The sequence below is a fragment of the Micromonospora hortensis genome (genome assembly GCF_022230935.1).
GTDB lineage: Bacteria > Actinomycetota > Actinomycetes > Mycobacteriales > Micromonosporaceae > Micromonospora > Micromonospora hortensis.
In genome coordinates this window covers 41,929-60,497 of the sequence record NZ_JAKKFE010000016.1, presented here as the reverse complement: position 1 = coordinate 60,497, position 18,569 = coordinate 41,929, and the positions used below count along the sequence as shown (strand labels likewise).

Below are 18,569 nucleotides of genomic sequence, written 5' to 3'. Positions count from 1 at the left end.
GCGGAGGTAACCAGTGCCCCGACGTCTCACCACCCTGATCGCCTCGGGCGCGTTAGCGCTGCTCGCCACCCTCGCCATCGCCTCCCCCGCCGCCGCCGTCACCCCCGCCCAACGACTCTCCGTGCTGTCCAGTTGGACCCAGACCAGCGCGTCCAGCTACAACTCGTGGAACAGCGCCCGGGTCAACCGGGCACCCTGGGCCGAGTACAACTTCAACTGGTCCACCGACTACTGCTCGTCCAGCCCGGACAACCCGCTCGGCTTCACCTTCAACCTGGGCTGCTACCGGCACGACTTCGGCTACCGCAACTACAAGGCGGTCGGCCAGTTCTCCGCCAACAAGTCCCGCCTCGACAGCGCCTTCTACGAAGACCTGAAGCGCGTCTGCACCACGTACAACTCGGTCGTCCGGCCGGCCTGCTACAGCCTGGCCTGGACCTACTACCAGGCGGTCAGCATCTTCGGATCGGTAGCGGCCGTCCAGCAGGCCGACATCGACCGCGCCGCCCGAATGAAGGCCCAAGCCGAAGCCAACGCCGCCCCCCGCTAACCCCCCACCCACCCGCGTTGATCAAGAGGTTTCGGTCATCGGGAGCGCGTTTCCTGACGCAAATCTCTTGATCAACAAGGGTGGGGGGCGGGGCAGGGCGGGGGTGGGAGGGCAGGGGTGGGGTGGGTGGGTTAGGCGCGTTCGGTTCTTGTGGCTGGGTGACGGTCGGGGTCGGCGGGACGACGGGGGGTTGGTTGGGACAGGCCGGTGCTGAAGCGGGTCGAGTCCGCAGCCAGGTCCGGGTGTTCCACGTCGAGTGCCAGCGCCGCAGCCTCGTCCAGCCCCAGCTCCGCACCCTCGCCGTACGCGTCGTCGAAGGCCGCGTCGCCCAGCACGGCGCGCAACTCCCCCTGCTGCTCGGCCCAGTAACCGCCGAAGATGCCGGGGGTGGCACGCATGCTCGCCCGGGTGGCCTGCGCGGCCCCGAACAGGCGGGCGGCGGTCAACCGCTCCCCACCGATCGCGCAACGCACCGCGATCGCGTTCAAGGTGTCGCAGGCCCGCCCGTGGTAGCCGTGGCCCATCCGGGAGCGCAGCGCCACCAGCAGATGCTCGTGTGCGGCGATCACGTCGCCACGGGCCAGCGCGACCATGCCGAGCAGCATGTCCACCGAACGCCGGCCCCGCTCCACGGGCCGGGCCGCCTCCACCGGACGCACCGCGCCCAGCAACTCCGCAGCCTCCTCCAGGGCGCCCCGCCGCCAGAGCAGCTCGGCCAGGCTGAAGACCGCGAACAGCGCCTCGCCGACCACGTCCTGCCCGTGCGCCCAGTCGATGACCTCCCGGCACACCCGCTCGGCCTCGACGAACTGCCCCATGTCGACCAGCGGCGCGGCCCTGCCGGCGAGTACCCGGGCCAACAACCCGGCGTCGCCGGCCTGCCGGGCCGCTGCCTCCGCCCGCTGGGAGTAGCGCAGCTCCTCGGCGAACTCGCCGTCGGCGCTGGCATGCAGCGAATGCATGTGGTACGCCGCCGCCAGCTCCGCCTCCGGGATCCGCTCCCCCGTCTCCGCGATCCGTCCGTACAGCCGGAACAGCCACAGCCGCCCCTCGCGGGCCAGGCCCCGCTCCAGCCACCACTGGTCCAGCCCACCCGCCAGACCGAGGCCGGCACGGGCGCTGCCGCCGGTGGCGCACCACCGCAGCGCGGCTCGCAGCTCACCCGCCAGTGGATCGAGGGCATACAACGACAGCGTCACGGGCCGACCGTCCTGGCCCAGGTGGGCGCGGTCCAACGCGTGCGCCGACCAGGCCACGTGCCGGTTCCGAGCGGCCTGCTCCTCGCCCGCCTCGGCCAACCGACGCGCCGCGTACGCCCGAATGGGGTCGAGCATCCGGTAGGTGCTGCCGGCGGCACGCGGCTCGGCCAACACCATCGACTTGTCCACCAGGACCGAGAGCGGGTCCAGCGGATCGTCACCCAGCAGCCACTCCACCGTCTCCAGATCCACCGGGGCGGTGAAGACCGCCAGCCACCGCAGCAGGCGGGCGGCCCGAGGCCCCAACGTCCGGTAGGACCAGGTGACTGTGGCCTGCATGGTCAGATGCCGTTCGGTGGCCGAGCGCTGCACCGCCCGACTCGCCGGGGTGGGCGGTGACGCCCCGGCCGCCGCGGCGACCAGGTCCACGGTGTCCTGCTGGTTGCCGGACCAGCCGCGCTCCACCGGCGGCGGATCCGGGTCCTCCCGGCCGGCGTCCAGGGTGCCGAGGACGTCGTCCAGCCGCTCGGCGAGCTGACCGACGGAGAGCACCCGCAGCCGGGCGGCGGCCAGCTCGATGGCGAGCGGCAGGCCGTCCAACCGCTGCACGACCCGACGCAGGTCGGCGGACTCGGCCGGGTCGGGCTGCCGACCACCGCGAGCCGCCGCCGTACGGTCCAGCAGCAGCGCCACCGCATCGCTCTCCGCACCGTCCGCGCGTGGGTCGACCGAGAGCGGCGGAATCCGCCACACCACCTCGCCGGGCAGGCTGAACGACTCACGACTGGTGGCCAGCACCCGTACGCCGCCACCGCCGGACAGCAGCCGCGCGATCACCTCGGCACAGGCGGCCGGTTGGGTGTCGCACGTGTCCAGTACGACAAGCATCCGACGGCCGGCCGCGTACTCGACGAGGGTGTCCAGCATCGGCCGACCGGGCTCGGGACGCAGGCCGAGCACGGCGGCGATGGCGAACGCCACCAGCCCGGGGTCGGTCACCGAGGCGATGTCGACGAACCAGACCCCGTCCGGGTACGCCTCGACAACTCCGCTGGCCAACTCCACCGCAAGCCGGGTCTTGCCCGCGCCACCGGCGCCCAGCACGGTGACCAGGCGGTGCTGACGCACCAGCAGGCCCAGCTCGATGCGCTCGGTCTGCCGGCCGACAAACGATGTGACCTGGGTGGGCAGGTTGTGCGCCACCGCGTCGGCGGTGCGGGGCCGAGGGAACTGCCGCTCCAGACCCGGCGCGACCAGTTGGAACAGTCGTTCCCGGTCGTCGAAGCCGCGCAGGCGGTGCAGGCCCAGGTCGAGCAGGGTCGCACCCGGCGGCATCGGCTCGGCCCGACGGGCGGTGGACGCCGTGCAGAGCACCTGCCCGCCGTGCGCGGCGGCCGCCACCCGGGCGGCCCGGTGCACCTCGGGGCTGGCGTACTCGCCGTCGCGTGGCTCGGCATAGCCGGTGTGCAGGCCCATCCGCACCCGGGGCGCGGCCTCGGGGGTGGGCCAGTCGTGGCTGGACAGTGCCCGCTGGGCGGTCAGGCAGGCGGTCATCGCCGCTGTCGCTTCCTCGAAGGCCAGGAAGAACGAGTCGCCCTCGGTCAGCAGCTCCGCGCCGCCGGTGCTGGCCAGCGTGCGGCGCAGCAGCCGGCGATGCTCGGCGAGCACCGGGCGGTAGTCAGGGCCGAGTAGTTGAGCCAGCCGGGTCGAGCCCTCAATATCGGTGAATACGAAGGTCACCCAACCGCTCGGGAGCTGGATCCGTGGCGACATGCGAGGAACCTCCGCCCGTGACGTCGGGTTCATGCTGCCTGAGTCCGAACGATCACACATCGTGAGAACGGTCGGGCAAGTGCCGCCTCAACGTGCCACTCGGGCCCGCTCCCGGCAAGGCCAGCCCAACAGGCGGCGGCGAATTGGTCCGATCAGCAGCCGCAGGCGCCGCCGCAGCAGCCACCTGCGGCGGGCGCCGGGGCACCACCGGCGCCACCGCTGCGACCGGTGACCGCGACTGCGGAAAGAAGCTTGACCGTGTCGGCGTGTCCCTGAGGGCAGCTGGCCGGCTCACCGGCCGCCGCCATCGAACGGTTGACCTCGAAGGTGTCGCCGCAGGCGCGGCAGCGGAACTCGTACCGGGGCATGCCACCCAGGGTACGTGGATCTGACGGCTCGCGGAGCATGGGTGATACTCGACAGGTGGTGGACGGCGAGGACGACACGCGTGTGCAACCGTTACGACCGGCCGCACCGCTGGACGGGCCGCTCGAAGGCTCAGGGGCCGCGCCCGACCCGGTGCGCAAGGTGCCACGCCCCCGCCGCCCCTGGCTGAGCGGGCGTTCCGCGGGCGCGCCGACCACGCCACCGGCCACCACGCCACCGGCCACCACGCCGGCTCCGCCAGCGGCGAAGCCCTCCGCGAAGGCCGAGACCGCTAAGACCGAGGACCTCGAGACCGAGGCTGCGAAACCCGAGGATCAGAAAACCGACATCGTCAAGGCCGACGCCCCCAAGGCTGACGACGCGAAAACTGAGGAACCGGAGGCGGGCAGCGCCAGCGGCCCGGCCGCGCCGAAGGCGGCCGGCGCGTCGAGCGTCGACACGCCCGCTGACGACGCGAAGACCGGTGCCGCGGATCCGGCGAAGACCACTGTGGATGAGATCCCGGTCGTGCCGGCGTCCGACCCGGCCCGCCGCCGGCGGGTGCAGTTCGCGCACGCGATTCGTCTGCCGCCGCGCCGGGCAGCGGCCGCCGCGGCCCAGGCGACCCGCGCCTGGGCGCGCCGGCCGAGTGGTCGGTTGACACTGCCCGGCGTCTTCCTGCTGGCGCTGGTGGCCGCGACCGCCGCGGCGGGAGCGCTGCTCGTACCGGCCGCGATCCGCTCACCGCGCCCGGTCGCTGTCGACGCCTCGGCCACGCCGAGCGGGGTGGCAGCGCCTGGGATGCCGTCCGGCCTGCCGACCAGCCCGCTGCCCACCGGGCCGCTGCCGACCCTCCCGCTGCCCTCCGGCGGGTTGCCCGGCAACGGGCTGCCGACCGGGTCGGTGATCGGTGGCCGACCGTCGGACGCCCTGACCGGCTGGGCGCAGCAGGTCGGCGCCAAGGTCGGTGTCCCGGCGGTCGCCATGCAGGCGTACGGCTACGCCGAGCTGGTGCTCTCCCAGACCAACCGCAGCTGTGCGCTGAGCTGGACCACGCTGGCCGCGATCGGTCAGGTCGAATCGGGGCACGGCTCGGCCAACGGCGCGCGGTTGGGGCAGGACGGCAAGGCGGTGCCCAACATCATCGGGCTGCCGCTGGACGGGAAGGAGGGTCGGATGCGGATCATCGACACCGACCGTGGGTCGCTGGACGAGGACCCGATCCTCGACCGGGCCATCGGGCCGATGCAGTTCATCCCGACCACCTGGCAGGAGATCGGCGCGGACGCGGACAACGACGGCCGCAAGGACCCGCACGACCTGGACGACGCGGCCCTGGCAGCGGGAAACTACCTCTGCAAGGGCGGTCGAAACCTGAGCATTGCGGGCGACTGGTGGAACGCGATCCTCTCCTACAACGACGTACGGCGGTACGCCCAGGACGTCTACGACACCGCGAACCGGTACGGACGGGCCAGTCGGTCGTGAAGTGATCGTCTCGATACGTTGGAGAACTGGACACTTCCCCCGGGCCTCTGTTAGCGGCAAGCTAGACGGGTGATGGTGCGCGAGTGGGACCCCAGGACCGCGTCGTCCGCCGAGATCGCGTCGCTGTTGGCCACGCTGAATGCGGTCCTGGCGGCCGACCTGCCGCAGGATCCGCCCTGGCGGGAGGCTTCGCTGCGGGAATACCTCGCCGAGGTGATGCCCGGCGAGCGGCGGATCTCCTGGATCGCACAGGGCGAGCCGACCGCCCCGGGCGACACGGGCGCGGTGCTCGGCCAGGTGCACGTACTCCTTCTGGGTGACATCGGCGTGCTCGAGGTGCTGGTGCACCCGTCCGCCCGGCGCACCGGCCTCGGCCGTGACCTGGTGCTGCTCGCCGCGCGCCGGGTCTATCAGGAGGGCTTCCGGTCGATCGGGGTCGAGGTTGTCGGCGACACACCGGCGGTCGGTTTCTACGAGTCGCTCGGCTTCAACCGCGAGTACGTGGAGACGCGCAGCGTGCTCGACCTGACGGCGGTGGACTGGGCCGAGCTGGCCGAGATGGCCACCGGCATCGGGGCGGGCTACCAGCTGGAGTTCTTCCCCGGCGGGCCCCCGGACGACCTGATCGAGGCGTACGCGCGGGCCAAGGCCGAGGTGCGCGACGTCGACGACGGTGAGCTGCGCCCCAGCTCCTACGACCCGGAGCGGCTGCGGGACAGCCTCGACACGCTGCACCGGCGGGGCATGAAGCCCTACATCGTGCTCGCCCGCCACGAGCAGACCGGCGAGGTGGCCGGCCTGACCGAGGTGGTGGTGCCGGCGCAGCACCCGACCCGCGCCGACCAGTACGACACGATCGTCGCGCAGGATCACCGGGGCTACGGCATCGATCGGGCGATCAAGGCCCGGATGCTGCTGGAGTTGCGCTCCGCCGAGCCGGAGCTGATCGAGGTGCAGACCTGGAACGCGCAGGCCAACGAGGCGATGTTGAAGGTCAATGCGGAGCTGGGCTACCGCACCGACCGGGACTGGTGCGAATACAGCGTGGACGTCGCTGAGCTGGTGCACCGCCTCGATCCGCCACGCTGAGGAATTCACGAAACTGTCCATTAGGGGATGGACGGTGGACAGTCGCGCACCTTAACGTGCGTTGACCCCATCCACCCATCGTGGAGGCCCTATGCGCCCGCGCCGCTCAATCGCCGCGCTCGCGACCGCCACCGCCGCCGTGACCGTCACGGCGCTCGGCGTCGCACCCACCGCGGCCAGCGCCGCGCCCACCGACCTGTTCATCTCGGAGTACGTCGAGGGTTCGTCGAACAACAAGGCGATCGAGCTGTTCAACGGCACGGGCGCCGCCGTCGACCTGGCGGCCGGTGGCTACCAGTTGCAGCTCTACTTCAACGGCTCCACCACGGCCACCACTATCGCCCTGACCGGCAGCGTGGCGGCCGGTGACGCGTTCGTGTTCGCCAGCGCCTCGGCTGGGGCCGCCATCCTCGCCCAGGCCGACCAGACCACCGGGGCGAGCCTCTTCAACGGTGATGACGCGATAGTGCTGCGCCGGGGCACCACGGTGCTCGACTCGATCGGCCAGGTGGGCGTCGACCCGGGCACCGAGTGGGGCGCGGGCGTCACCAGCACTGCCGATAACACAGTGCGCCGGTTGCCGAGCGCGGCCGTGGGTGACACCGACCCGTCGGACGCGTTCGACCCCGCCGCACAGTGGGCCGGCTTCCCCGTCGACACGTTCGACGGGCTGGGCGCGCACACGGTGGACGGCGGTGGCCCGGTCGACGTGCCGGCCACGCTGACCTGCGGCGGGCCGCTGGTCACCGCCGCCGGCACGGCTGCGAGCCGCGAGGTGAGCGCCACCGACCCCGATGACACGATCGTCGACCTGGCGGTGACCGCGGTCAGCCCGAGCCCGACATCCGGCTCGATAACCCGTACCGATTTCACCCCCGCCGACGGGGTGGGCGGCACCGCCCGCGCCACTGTCGGCGTGAGCGCCGACCTCGCCGCCGGGGCGTACACCGTCACCCTCGCCACTACCGACGCGGGCGGTGGCACCGCGAGCTGCGCGCTGGCCGTGCAGGTGACCCGGGAGTTGACCGTCGGCGAGGTGCAGGGTCCGACCACCGACACCGAGTCTGGTCCGAGCGACCGGTCACCGCTCGCGCCGGCGAGCGGCAACGGCACGAGCAGCACCCTGTACGACGTACGCGGCGTGATCACGCAGTTGACCCTGGCCCGCACCTCGGCCGGGGCGGAGCAGCACGGCTTCTTCCTGCAGAGCCGCGTTGGTGACACCGACGGTGACCCGACCAGCTCCGACGGCATCTTCGTGTTCATGGGCACGTTCACGTCGCTGATCGGCGGTTACGTGCCGACGGTCGGCGACGAGGTGGTGCTGCGGGCCCGGGTGTCGGAGTACTACAACTTCACCCAGCTCTCTGGCGCGTCGCTGGTCCGCCGGATCGGCGGTGGGCTGGCCGTGGACACCGCTGTCGCGGTGACCGACGCGGTGCCACCGGCCGTGCTGACCGACGCGCAACGCTTCTGGGAGCGGCACGAGGGCTCCCGGATGCGGGTACGCGCGGGCAGCGGCGCGGTGAGCGGCCGGGACGTCTTCTCCTCCACTGCCGACGCGGAGCTGTGGGTGATCGACCGCGACGATCCGCTGCTGGACCGCGCCGACCCGTACTCCCGGCGGGTCTTCCGTGATTCGCACCCGCTGGACAACGACCCGATTCGCCGCTTCGACGACGGCAACGGCCAGCGGACGCTGCTCGGCAGCATGGGAGTGAAGGCCACCGCCGGGGACAGCGCCGCGCTGCTCCCGCCTGCGCACACCTTCGACACGCTGCGGGCGGACGCGGTGGGCGGGGTCTACTACTCGTTCGAGAAGTACGGCGTCCAGGTCGAGCGGGCGGAGTTCGCCGCCGGGGCCGACCCGTCGAGGAACAACCCGCCGAAGCCTGCCGACCGGTCGCAGGAGGTGGCAGTGGCCACCTACAACGTGGAGAACCTGTACGACTACCGCGACGATCCGTTCGACGGCTGCGACTTCGCCGGTAACGCCGGCTGCGTGGGGGTCGCCCCGCCGTTCGACTACGTCCCGGGCAGTGAGGCGGAGTACCGCGAGCAACTGGCCGCGCTCGCCGACCAGATCGTCAAGGATCTGCACGCACCGGACCTGATCCTGGTGCAGGAGGCCGAGGACCAGGACATCTGCACGATCTCCGGGGCGGCGCTGAGCTGCGGCGACACCAACAACGCCGATGGCGCTCCGGACAGCATCCAGGAGTTGGCGCTCACTGTCGCGGCGGCCGGTGGGCCCGCGTACGCCGCCGCCTATGACCGGACCGGCGCGGACGCCCGCGGTATCACCGCGGCCTTCCTGTACCGCACGGACCGGGTGTCGTTGGCGGCCGCGGCGGCGGACGACCCGCTGCTGGGCTCGGCGCCGACCGTTCAGTACCGCTCTGCGGGCTTGCCGGCCAACGCGGACGTGCAGAACCCGAAGGCCCTCAATGCGGTGTTGCCGTCGGATGTGGACACCTCGACCGGTCGGGACGGGAGCAACGTCTTCACCCGTGCCCCGCAGTTGGGCAAGTTCAGCGTGGCCGCAGCGCCCGGCTCGACCGAACGGTTCACCCTGTACGCCCTCAGCAACCACTACTCCTCCGGCCCGGACAGCAGGGTAGGGCAGCGGCGGGAGCAGGCGCGTTACGGGGCAGCGATCGTCACCGCGATCGAGGCGGCCGACCAGACCGCCCGAGTTGTCTACGGAGGGGACCTGAACGTCTTCCCCCGCCCGGACGATCCCATCGCGACCGGTAGCCAGCCCACTCCCTCGGATCAGCTCGCCCCGCTCTACGAGGCGGGCCTGCACAACCTGTGGGACAACCTGGTCGCGGACGCGCCGGCCTCGGCCTACTCGTACAGTTTCGAGGGGCAGGCGCAGACTCTCGACCACCTGTTCGTCAACGACGCGTTCTACGACGACCTGGTGCAGGTGCGGGCGGCGCACGTCAACGCCGACTGGCCGGCGGAGTTCGCCGGCGACGGGTCGCGGGGTTCCAGTGACCACGACCCGCAGGTGGCGCGGTTCCGGTCCCGGGCGTCGTTGACCGTCGCCGACACGACGTTGGTCGAGGGCAACCAGGGCACCCGGCAGCTCACCTTCACCGCCACCGTGTCTCGGCCGCTGTCCCAGTCGGTGCTGCTCTGCGCCGCCACCGTCGGCCTCACGGCGCAGGCGGGCTCGGACTTCGACCCGTACGCCGGCTGCAAGGTGTTGGCCGCCGGGCAGACGTCGGTGGCGTTCCCGGTGTCGGTGCGCGGCGACCGCAAGCGGGAGGCGGACGAGAAGTTGACGCTGCTGGTGGCCGGTGTGCCCGGCCTACGGCTGGCTGATCCACTCGCTACCGGAACGATCACCAACGACGACTGATCACGGACGTGGTCGTTGACGGCCCGCCGAACCCACTCGGGGCGGCGGGCCGTCGTCCATCCCGCGTCAGCGGTAGCGCCAGAGCTGTGGTGGCGGCGGATCGCCGCGGTGCCTGGCTACCCGCACCTCCCATTGGCTGCGCCGCCGCATCGCGTCCCGGACTTCCCGATTGCGGTAGAACGTCTCGGGCGGGCGGGCCAGCCCGTAGATGTCCGCCCACCACTCCCCCGGCTCGGGGTCGAGGATGGTGTCCAGGTGCGACGGGTAGCGGCGCCCGGCACCGTCGCGCGTGTCTTCCCAGTCCCGCATCGGCCTGAGCACCCGGCCGAACTCGTCGACGACGGCCAGCCGGCATCCGACGACCCCGACTATCCGGCGGAGCAGCTCAATGCTCGGCACAGTCCGACCGGCCTCGACGCGGCCGATGGTCGCGTGGTGCACTCCCGCCCACCGGGCCAGCTCACGTTGGCTCAGGTCGGCGTGACGGCGGACCGCCCGGACGATGCCAACGACCGGCCATGAGGTGTCGGGAGGCTCGCTGAGTATGACTTTCCGCAGCGCGATGCTGTGGCTCGGACCGTCGAGGATCCTGCTGTCGGCGCTGAATGCTCCTGCATCCGGGGGCGTTTGTGAGTCGTTCATGCCGTCACCGTCCCGGCTAGCTCCGTTCCTCGCAGTCCCGATTGGCGGGCCTGTGGACAACGGAAGGACCTGTGGACAACCGGAGCGCCCATCACCGTAGGGAGGGTGACTCCACATGGCCGGCGAAACCGTGGGCATCGAGCAGCACGCCCTCGGCGCGAGGGAGCAGGAGCTCAATCTCCAACCCATTGCCTTTGCTCTGCACCCCGATATGCACCGGTCGCGCTCCGTAGCTGTCGCATCCGCGGGTGCAGAGCAAAGGCTGGGGTGGAGGCGTCGGGCCCGGGGATCGGCGAGCCGAGACGGCGTCTAGGCCACGGATCGGCGAGCCGAGACGGCGTCTAGGCCACGGATCGGCGAGCCGAGACGGCATCTAGGCCAGCGATCAACCAGCCGAGACGGCATCTAGGCCAGGAGTCCCCCGGACGCGGCAGGGAGCCCAGCCGTCACGGCCACGTGCGGTGCCCGCTTCGCCGCGCGCACGTCACGAGGGGTGCGCGCTCAGCCGACGCGCTCGTAGGCGGGGCCGCTCAGTAGCGCTGGCGGAGCAGGCCGGCGGCCTCGACGGCCCAGTAGGTGAGGATGACCTGCGCGCCGGCCCGCTTGATCGAGGTGAGCGTCTCCAGCATCACCCGTTCGCGGTCGATCCAGCCGTTCGCGGCGGCCGCCTCGACCATCGCGTACTCCCCGGAGACCTGGTAGGCGGCGACCGGGACGTCCACCGCGGCCCGCACCGCCGACACCACGTCGAGGTAGGGCAGCGCCGGCTTGACCATCACCAGGTCCGCGCCCTCGGCCACGTCCAACGCGACCTCGCGCAGCGACTCACGCAGATTCGCCGGGTCCTGCTGATAGGTGCGCCGGTCGCCCTCCAGCGCCGACTCCACCGCCTCCCGGAACGGGCCGTAGAAGGCGGAGGCGTACTTCACCGCGTACGCCAACACGGAGACGTCCTGGTAGCCGGCGGCGTCGAGGGCCCGGCGTACCACGCCGACCTGGCCGTCCATCATCCCGGACGGCCCGACCATGCCGACCCCGGCGGCGGCCTGGGCCACCGCCATCTCGGCGTACGCGCCCAGGGTCGAGTCGTTGTCGACCTCACCGTCGGGGGTGAGCAGCCCGCAGTGCCCGTGCGAGGTGAACTCGTCGAGGCACAGGTCGCTCATCACCACAGTGGCGTCGCCCACCTCGGCCACCACGTCACGGATGGCGACGTTGAGGATGCCGTTCGGATCGATGCCGCCGGAGCCGGTCGGGTCCCGCTTTTCCGGCACGCCGAAGAGCATGATCCCACCGACACCGGCCTGGACCGCCTCGGCCGCCGCCTTGCGCAGCGAGTCCCGGGAGTGCTGGAGCACCCCCGGGAGCGACCCGATGGCCCGGGGCTCGGTCAGCCCCTCCTTGACGAACATCGGCACGACCAGCTCGGCCGGGTCGACCCGGGTCTCGGACACCAGCCGGCGGACCGCCGGGTTGCGGCGCAGCCGGCGGGGCCGGATCTCGGGGTACGACATGGCAGGCCTCCTCGAACGACTACCGGAAGCGCAGAGCGGTCGGGCCCTGCACCTTCGAGCCACGGCGCTGCTTGGCCGGCATGGCGGCCAGCTTCTCCCGCAGCTCGACGGCGTAGGCGGCGAGCGCCTCCACCAGGTCGGGCACCGAGGCGTGCGGCGGCTGGACGTCGACGCGCAGGCCGAACTCCGTCGCGGTCTCCGCCGTCTTGGGCCCAATTACCGCAACAACGGTCCGGGCGTGCGGCTTCCCGGCGATGCCGACCAGGTTGCGCACGGTCGAAGATGAGGTGAAGAGCACCGCGTCGAACCCGCCCGACTTGATCGCGTCGCGGATCTCGGCGGGCGGCGGAGCGGCCCGCACCGTCCGGTACGCGGTCACGTCGTCGACCTCCCAGCCGCGCTCGGTGAGCCCGGCGGCGAGGGTCTCGGTGGCGATGTCGGCGCGCGGCAGCAGCACCCGGCCCACTGGGTCGAGGATCTCGTCGTGCGGCGAGAACTCGGCCAGCAGGCCCTCCGAGGACTGCTCCCCGGTGGGGATCAGCTCCGGCTGGATGCCGAACGCGCGGACCGCGTCCGCGGTCGCCTCGCCGATGCAGGCGATCTTGACGCCGCCGAAGTGCCGGGCGTCGAGACCGTGCTCGGCGAACTTCTCCCAGACCGCGCGGACCGCGTTCACCGAGGTGAAGATCACCCAGGCGTACCGGCCGTCGACCAGACCCTTGACCGCCCGCTCCATCTGCGCCGGGGTGCGCGGCGGCTCGACCGCGATGGTCGGCACCTCGCACGGGATCGCCCCGTACGCGCGCAGCCGGGCGCTCATCGCGCCGGCCTGCTCCTTGGTCCGGGGTACGAGCACCTTCCAGCCGTACAGCGGGCGGTTCTCCCACCAGCTCAGCTTGTCGCGCTGCCCCACGCCGACACCGACGGTGAGCACCACCCGGCCGGTGAAACCGAGCGCGGCGGCCACGAAGCTGTCCACTGTCGACGTGGTCGTGTACTGGGTCTCGCCGGTGCCGTCGCCGGTCACCCCGACGCCGGTGGTGCCGTCGACCCCGGCGGCGAGCAGCCCGTCCCGGACGGCGGCGAGGTCACCGGCGTCCACGGCGAGCGCGAGCGAACCCCGGCCGACGGCCGTGGCCAGCGCCTCGAAGTCCAGCGCGCTGACGTCCTCGACGTCGGCTGCCGTACGCACACCCGGCAGCGGGACCCCGGCGTAGGTGGCCACGCCCTCGGCCTGGCCGACGCCGGGCACCACCTCGAAGTGGGCGGCGGTGCGGGCCACCGCCTGCACCTCCTTGACCACCGAGTCGTGCCCGAACGGGTCGCCGGCGACCAGGTGCACCGCGTTCAGCCCGGAGCGGGCCGCGGAGATCAGCACCTTCGCCACGTCCCCCGGCGCGCCCTCGGCCGGGGTGAACTCGGCATCGTCCCTGGCCTCGGCGCGAACGACGGTGAGCAACGACTCTGGGACTCCCCGGTCGTAGATCACCTGGTCGGCGTCGACCAGGGCGTCGTGGGCCCGACGGGTCAGCAGGCCCGGGTCACCGGGGCCAGCCCCGACGAACGCGATACGGCCGACGGGCTTACGGGTGCGGGTCATTCTGTGCTCCCAAATTGCTGGGTCCCCGGGCCGGTGTGTCCTTCGTGGCCGAGGATCGAGTCGGCGCCGAGCTCGAGGAGTTCGGCGGCGAGTGCCTTACCGATCTCCGCCGCGTCGGCGGGCGTTCCGGTGCGGGACAGCCGGAGGTCACGAGTACCGTCCGGGCTGATCACCGCCCCGCGCAGGTAGATCTCATCGCCGGTCTCGCCTTCGGCGAGCTCGGCATAGGCGGCGACGGGTGCGCTGCACCCGGCCTCCAGGGTTGCCAGAAACGCACGTTCCGCGGTGACCGCGGCACGCGACGGTGCGTGGTCGAGCACGGCGAGCAGCTCGACCAGGTCCTGTTCGTCGACCCGGCACTCCACGGCCAACGCGCCCTGAGCGGGAGCGGGCAGCATGAGCATCGGGTCCAGCGACTCGGTGATCACGTCCAGCCGGCCGAGTCGGGCCAGGCCGGCCCGGGCCAGGACGACGGCGTCGAGGTCGGCCTCGGGGCCGAGCACCCGCGCCAGGCGGGTGTCGACGTTGCCGCGGATCGGGGTGACCTCCAGTTGCAGGCCGAGGGCGTGCAACTGGGCGATCCGACGCAGCGCGCCGGTGCCCACTGTGGCCCCGGGCGGCAACTCGGCGAGCGTTCGGCCGTCGCGGGCCACCAACGCGTCGCGCGGGTCCTGCCGGGCCGGCACCGCCGCGATGTGCAGCCCACCGGCGGCGGCCGTGGGCAGATCCTTGTACGAGTGCACCGCGAAGTCGATCGTGCCGGCGGTCAGCGCGTCGCGCAGGGCGGAGACGAAGACCCCGACGCCCAGCCGGTGCACCGGCGCGTTGGAGCGGTCGCCTGCGGTGACGACCTCCACCAGCTCGACGGGGCGCCCGGTGGCGGCGGTCACCGCCTCGGCGACCTGGCCGGACTGGGCCATCGCCAGGGCGCTGCCCCGGGTGCCGAGGCGCAGGGGGGCGGTCATCGCGCACCTCCGGTGGGTGGGGTGGGCTCGGCGGCGTCGGCTCCGGACACCGGGTCGGTGCCGGGGAGCGCCATGCCGAGGTCGGGGGTCAGCACGTCCGGGACGGTGTCCACCGGCGAGGTCTGCGGCACCTCGAGGTCGAACAGCTCGCGCAGCAGTGCCGCGTACTGGTCGCCGCCGGGCTCCGCGGCCAACTGGCGGACCTTGACGGTGGGCTGGTGCAGCAGCCGCTGCACGACCCGGTGCACAGTGCGGGCCACCTCGGCCCGCAGGTCGTCGCCGAGGTCGGGACGGCGCTGGGCCAGTCGGCGCAGCTCGGCGGTGACCACGTCGTCGGCCCGGCCGCGCAGCGCTGCCACTGTGGGTGCCACGTCGGCACCGCGCAGCCAGGTGAGGAAGCCCTCCACCTCGCTGAGGACGATGCGTTCGACGGCAGCGGCGTCGGCAGCCGCCGGACCGTCGGCGAGCAGCGTCGCCATCCGGTCGATGTCGATCACCTCGACGCCGGTCAGCTCGGCGACGCCCTCCTCGACGTCGCGCGGAACGGCCAGGTCGAGCAGGACCAGCGGGCCCCGGGACGGGTCGCGGTCGGCCAGCGCCGCGGTGACCACCGACCGGGTGAGGACCGGTTCGGTGGACGCGGTGGCGGCCACTACGATGTCCACTGTGGAGAGGGTGTCGGCCAGCTCGGTCATCGGCGCGGCGCTCGCCCCGTACGACTCGGCGAGCCGGACGGCCCGGTCGGCGCCCCGGTTGCTGACGGTGAGCGGCCCGGCGCCCAGCCGGGACAGCGTGGCCACCCCGAGCGAACCCATCGCACCGGCGCCGACCACCAGGGCCGGGTGGCCGACGAGGTCGCCGTCGAGGTGCCCGGCGGCCAGTTCCAGGGCGGCGGTGACGACGCTCTGGCCGGCCCGGTCGATGCCGGTCTCGGCGTGGGCCCGCTTGCCGACCCGCAACGCCTGCTGCATCAGCTCGTGCAGCAGCCGGCCGGCCGAGTCGGCGCCGGTGGCCCAGTGGTACGCGTCACGCAGTTGGCCGAGGATCTGCGCCTCGCCCACCACCATCGAGTCCAGACCGGTGGCGACCCGGAAGACATGGTCGACGGCCGCGGTGTCGTAGTGCACGTACAGGTGGCTGGCGAGCGCGGTCGGCGAGCTGCCGGCCTGCTCGGCCAGGACGGCGCAGACGTCGCCGAGCCCACCGTGGAAACCGGACACGGCGGCGTAGACCTCCACCCGGTTGCAGGTGGAGACGATCACCGCCTCGGCCACGTACGGCTGGGCGACCAGGCGGTCCAGTGTGCGGGTCAGGTCGGCGGGGGGCACTGCCAGCTGCTCCAGCGTGGCGACCGGGGCGGTCCGGTAGGACGCGCCGACGACGAGCAGTTTCACGTGCCTATCGCCTCCTGGGTGTCGGTGGCCGCGAACCCGCCCGGCAGGGCGGTGAGAGCGGTCCCGCCGGTGGCGGGCAGCGCGGTCAGCGACGCCTTGCGGTGCTCGTGGAAGGACAGAATCTGCAGCTCGATGGCGAGGTCGACCTTGCGCACGTCGACCCCCTCCGGAACCGAGAGTACGCACGGCGCGAAGTTGAGGATGCTCGTCACGCCGACGGCGACCAGTTGGTCGGCGACCTGCTGGGCGGCGGCGGCCGGGGTGGCGATCACGCCGATCGCGAGGGATTCCTCCGCGGCGACCGTCGGCAGGTCGTCAACATGCCGGACTACCAGGCCGTTGATCTCCTCACCGACCCGGGAGGGATCGGCGTCGAGCAGTGCGGCGATCCGGAAGCCCCGGCTGGCGAAGCCGTCGTAGCCGGCCAGAGCGTGACCGAGATTACCCACGCCGACCAGCGCGACCGCCCGACGTTGGGTGAGCCCGAGCACATACTCGATCTGCTCGATCAGCAGAGCGACGTCGTAACCGACGCCCCGGGTGCCGTACGAGCCGAGGTGGGAGAGGTCCTTGCGGAGCTTGGCGGAGTTGACCCCGGCGGCTGCGGAGAGACCCTCGCTGGAGACCGTCTCGTGCCCGGCGTCGGCGAGGTTGTGCAGCGCGCGCAGGTACTCCGGGAGCCGAGCGACGGTCGCCTCGGGCAGATCCGGGAGCGCCGGTACGGCACCGGCGCGGCCGGGCGCGCCTGGGTGACGGTGCTGACTCATGAGACTCCGTGCGGTGCGATCCTCGGCCAACTCCGCTGGTCGGCCGTTTGTGGACTCCCGCTGGCGACCGAGGTTGCCGGCTGTGCTAGCAGGGCGCGTCGGAGTCACAGCGTAGGCGCTTGTGAAGACGTGCACAAATCGCGATCTTGTCGCTGCGTGGCGCGACCTCACCAGCCCCTCCATTCCACAAGATCGATTGAACGGCCTGGTCCGCTCGCCGCCCGGGCGATTATTGCTCAATCCCGACTTCTCTGACCAATCCCGCGCCGGCCCTGCGTGCGCCACCGCCAGGTCCCGCGATCTTGCACTTGCTGTCCCCGCCTTTCCCCCGTACCCGGGCAAATCCCCAACAGCAACTGCAAGATCGACGGGATCGGGGCGGCGGCGGGGGGCGGGGTGCGGGGGTGGGGGGTGGGGTAGGGGCAGCACTACGGAGGAGAGGCGGGGTTTCGGGATGGGGACACCGAGCCCAGATGCCTAGCCTTTGAGCATGACCGCCGTTGCCGCCACCAGCGACCGACCGACGCTGGCACCGAGCATCCCCCGCCAGCTCTTCGTCGACTCCGGGTACGTGCTGCTCGGCCTGCCCCTGGCGCTGGCCAGCTTCGTCGTCCTCGTCGTCGGCCTCGCGGTCGGCATCGGCCTGGTGGTCACCGTGATCGGCCTGCCGATCCTCAGCGGCACCCTCTACACCGCCCGTGGGCTGGCCGACGTCGAGCGGCTGCGGCTGCCCGCCGTGCTCCACCAGCCCCGGATCCGGCCGCACTACCGGCTGCCGGAGGCGGGCGCGAACGCCTGGCGGCGGATCTTCGTGCCGATGCGGGACGCCCAGTCCTGGCTCGACCTGGCGCACGGCATCCTGCGGCTGATCGCGGCGGCGGGCACCTTCGTGGTGACGCTGTCCTGGTGGGCCGCGGCGATCGCCGGCTCGCTCTACTGGGCGTACGACTGGGCCCTGCCCCGGGCCGACGGCGAGGGGGATCAGGATCTGGCGCAGCTGCTCGGCCTCGGCGACTCGACCACCGCCCGGATCGGCCTCTACACCGCGCTCGGGGTGTTCTTCCTGATCACCCTGCCGATCGTGGTGCGGGGTTGCGCGCTGCTCCAGGCCAGCTTCGCCAAGGCGATGCTGACCGGGGTGGCCGAGATGCGCGACCGGATCACAGTGCTGGAGGAGCAGAAGCGGGCGGCCGTTTCCGCCGAGGCCTCCGCGCTACGCCGGCTGGAACGTGACATCCACGACGGCCCCCAGCAGCGCCTGGTCCGGCTGGCGATGGATCTCAGCCGGGCCCGGATGCAGCTCGCCTCGGACCCGGAGGCGGCCGGTCGCACCATCGACGAGGCGGTCACCCAGACCCGGGACACGCTGGCCGAGCTGCGGGCGCTGTCCCGGGGCATCGCGCCGCCGATCCTGGTCGACAGGGGCCTGCCCAGCGCTCTGGCCGCGATCGCCGGCCGCGGGCTGATTCCGATCGAGCTTCAGGTGGACCCGCAGCTCGGCACCCCGGCCGGGCGGCTCGACCCGGCGGTGGAGAACACCGCGTACTTCGTGGTGTCCGAGGCGCTGACAAACGTCGCCAAGCACAGCCGGGCCACCGAGGCCACGGTGGCCGTGGCCCGTAAGGGCGCCCATCTGAAGGTGCGGGTGGGCGACGACGGGCAGGGCGGCGCGCACCTGGCCAAGGGGCACGGGCTGGCGGGCATCGCCGACCGGGTCCGGGCCGCCGGTGGCGAACTGGTGGTGGTCAGCCCGACCGGCGGTCCCACCGAGATCCGCGCCGAGCTTCCCCTGTGAGCGCGAGGAGTGAGCCGGGTTTGCGAGCCCCGCAGCCGCGACCAACGGAGATGCTGT

At 72.3% G+C, this 18,569-nt stretch carries 13 protein-coding genes; 5 read left to right on the top strand and 8 right to left on the bottom strand.

Going from position 1 to position 18,569, the window contains the following annotated elements:
- Positions 1-13: 13 nt before the first annotated feature.
- Positions 14-550 (top strand): phospholipase, encoded by a 537-nt coding sequence (locus NIE111_RS12420; protein ID WP_238684544.1) that lies wholly within the window; start codon positions 14-16, stop codon positions 548-550.
- A gap of 131 nt (positions 551-681) precedes the next feature.
- Here the strand turns inward: NIE111_RS12420 and NIE111_RS12415 are convergent, their stop codons facing one another.
- Together NIE111_RS12415 and NIE111_RS12410 are read right to left on the bottom strand one after the other, a co-directional pair.
- Entirely contained in the window at positions 682-3,522 is a 2,841-nt protein-coding gene (locus NIE111_RS12415; RefSeq protein WP_238684543.1) for an ATP-binding protein, read from the bottom strand.
- Between the two features lie 152 nt (positions 3,523-3,674).
- Complete coding sequence (locus NIE111_RS12410; protein WP_238666924.1) at positions 3,675-3,890, bottom strand: FmdB family zinc ribbon protein; 216 nt, start codon at positions 3,888-3,890, stop codon at positions 3,675-3,677.
- Between the two features lie 37 nt (positions 3,891-3,927).
- On the opposite strand from NIE111_RS12410, the gene NIE111_RS12405 reads away from it, so the two are divergent.
- The 3 genes from NIE111_RS12405 to NIE111_RS12395 all read left to right on the top strand — a co-directional run bounded on the left by NIE111_RS12405 (position 3,928) and on the right by NIE111_RS12395 (position 9,835).
- Positions 3,928-5,376, top strand: a complete 1,449-nt coding sequence (locus tag NIE111_RS12405; RefSeq protein WP_274531015.1) for a lytic transglycosylase domain-containing protein — start codon at positions 3,928-3,930, stop codon at positions 5,374-5,376.
- A gap of 72 nt (positions 5,377-5,448) precedes the next feature.
- Positions 5,449-6,465, top strand: coding sequence for a GNAT family N-acetyltransferase (locus NIE111_RS12400; RefSeq protein ID WP_238684596.1), 1,017 nt, complete (start codon positions 5,449-5,451; stop codon positions 6,463-6,465).
- A 91-nt stretch (positions 6,466-6,556) separates the two neighbouring features.
- Complete coding sequence (locus NIE111_RS12395) at positions 6,557-9,835, top strand: lamin tail domain-containing protein (protein WP_238684542.1); 3,279 nt, start codon at positions 6,557-6,559, stop codon at positions 9,833-9,835.
- Between the two features lie 66 nt (positions 9,836-9,901).
- Here the strand turns inward: NIE111_RS12395 and NIE111_RS12390 are convergent, their stop codons facing one another.
- The 6 genes from NIE111_RS12390 to NIE111_RS12365 all read right to left on the bottom strand — a co-directional run bounded on the left by NIE111_RS12390 (position 9,902) and on the right by NIE111_RS12365 (position 16,717).
- On the bottom strand, positions 9,902-10,477 hold the full coding sequence (locus NIE111_RS12390) for a helix-turn-helix transcriptional regulator (protein WP_238684541.1): 576 nt from the start codon (positions 10,475-10,477) through the stop codon (positions 9,902-9,904).
- Positions 10,478-11,007: 530 nt separating this feature from the next.
- Positions 11,008-11,991: a porphobilinogen synthase gene (gene hemB, locus NIE111_RS12385; protein ID WP_238684540.1), complete on the bottom strand. Its 984-nt coding sequence runs from the start codon at positions 11,989-11,991 to the stop codon at positions 11,008-11,010.
- Positions 11,992-12,010: 19 nt separating this feature from the next.
- Complete coding sequence (locus NIE111_RS12380) at positions 12,011-13,591, bottom strand: bifunctional uroporphyrinogen-III C-methyltransferase/uroporphyrinogen-III synthase (protein ID WP_238684539.1); 1,581 nt, start codon at positions 13,589-13,591, stop codon at positions 12,011-12,013.
- Positions 13,588-14,556 carry a hydroxymethylbilane synthase gene (gene hemC / locus NIE111_RS12375; protein ID WP_238684538.1) on the bottom strand — a complete coding sequence of 323 codons (969 nt, stop codon included), beginning with the start codon at positions 14,554-14,556 and terminating at the stop codon, positions 13,588-13,590. Before hemC ends, NIE111_RS12380 begins: the two co-directional genes overlap by 4 nt.
- Positions 14,553-15,950 (bottom strand): glutamyl-tRNA reductase, encoded by a 1,398-nt coding sequence (locus NIE111_RS12370; RefSeq protein WP_238684537.1) that lies wholly within the window; start codon positions 15,948-15,950, stop codon positions 14,553-14,555. The genes hemC and NIE111_RS12370 overlap by 4 nt, the downstream gene beginning before the upstream one ends.
- A complete protein-coding gene (locus tag NIE111_RS12365) occupies positions 15,947-16,717 on the bottom strand; it encodes a redox-sensing transcriptional repressor Rex (RefSeq protein ID WP_091402715.1) in 771 nt (256 codons plus the stop codon). The genes NIE111_RS12370 and NIE111_RS12365 overlap by 4 nt, the downstream gene beginning before the upstream one ends.
- 490 nt (positions 16,718-17,207) lie before the next feature.
- Between NIE111_RS12365 and NIE111_RS12360 the strand changes: the two genes are divergently transcribed.
- Complete coding sequence (locus NIE111_RS12360) at positions 17,208-18,512, top strand: sensor histidine kinase (RefSeq protein ID WP_238684536.1); 1,305 nt, start codon at positions 17,208-17,210, stop codon at positions 18,510-18,512.
- Positions 18,513-18,569 lie beyond the last annotated feature (57 nt).

Bases quoted from the DNA above. Each gene is read 5' to 3' on its own strand.
- hemB (WP_238684540.1), bottom strand. From the start codon at position 11,991: ATGTCGTACCCCGAGATCCGGCCCCGCCGGCTGCGCCGCAACCCGGCG.
- NIE111_RS12395 (WP_238684542.1), top strand. From the start codon at position 6,557: ATGCGCCCGCGCCGCTCAATCGCCGCGCTCGCGACCGCCACCGCCGCC.
- NIE111_RS12410 (WP_238666924.1), bottom strand. From the start codon at position 3,890: ATGCCCCGGTACGAGTTCCGCTGCCGCGCCTGCGGCGACACCTTCGAG.
- NIE111_RS12365 (WP_091402715.1), bottom strand. From the start codon at position 16,717: ATGAGTCAGCACCGTCACCCAGGCGCGCCCGGCCGCGCCGGTGCCGTA.
- NIE111_RS12415 (WP_238684543.1), bottom strand. From the start codon at position 3,522: ATGTCGCCACGGATCCAGCTCCCGAGCGGTTGGGTGACCTTCGTATTC.
- NIE111_RS12400 (WP_238684596.1), top strand. From the start codon at position 5,449: ATGGTGCGCGAGTGGGACCCCAGGACCGCGTCGTCCGCCGAGATCGCG.
- NIE111_RS12405 (WP_274531015.1), top strand. From the start codon at position 3,928: ATGGGTGATACTCGACAGGTGGTGGACGGCGAGGACGACACGCGTGTG.
- NIE111_RS12390 (WP_238684541.1), bottom strand. From the start codon at position 10,477: ATGAACGACTCACAAACGCCCCCGGATGCAGGAGCATTCAGCGCCGAC.
- NIE111_RS12360 (WP_238684536.1), top strand. From the start codon at position 17,208: ATGACCGCCGTTGCCGCCACCAGCGACCGACCGACGCTGGCACCGAGC.
- NIE111_RS12380 (WP_238684539.1), bottom strand. From the start codon at position 13,591: ATGACCCGCACCCGTAAGCCCGTCGGCCGTATCGCGTTCGTCGGGGCT.
- hemC (WP_238684538.1), bottom strand. From the start codon at position 14,556: ATGACCGCCCCCCTGCGCCTCGGCACCCGGGGCAGCGCCCTGGCGATG.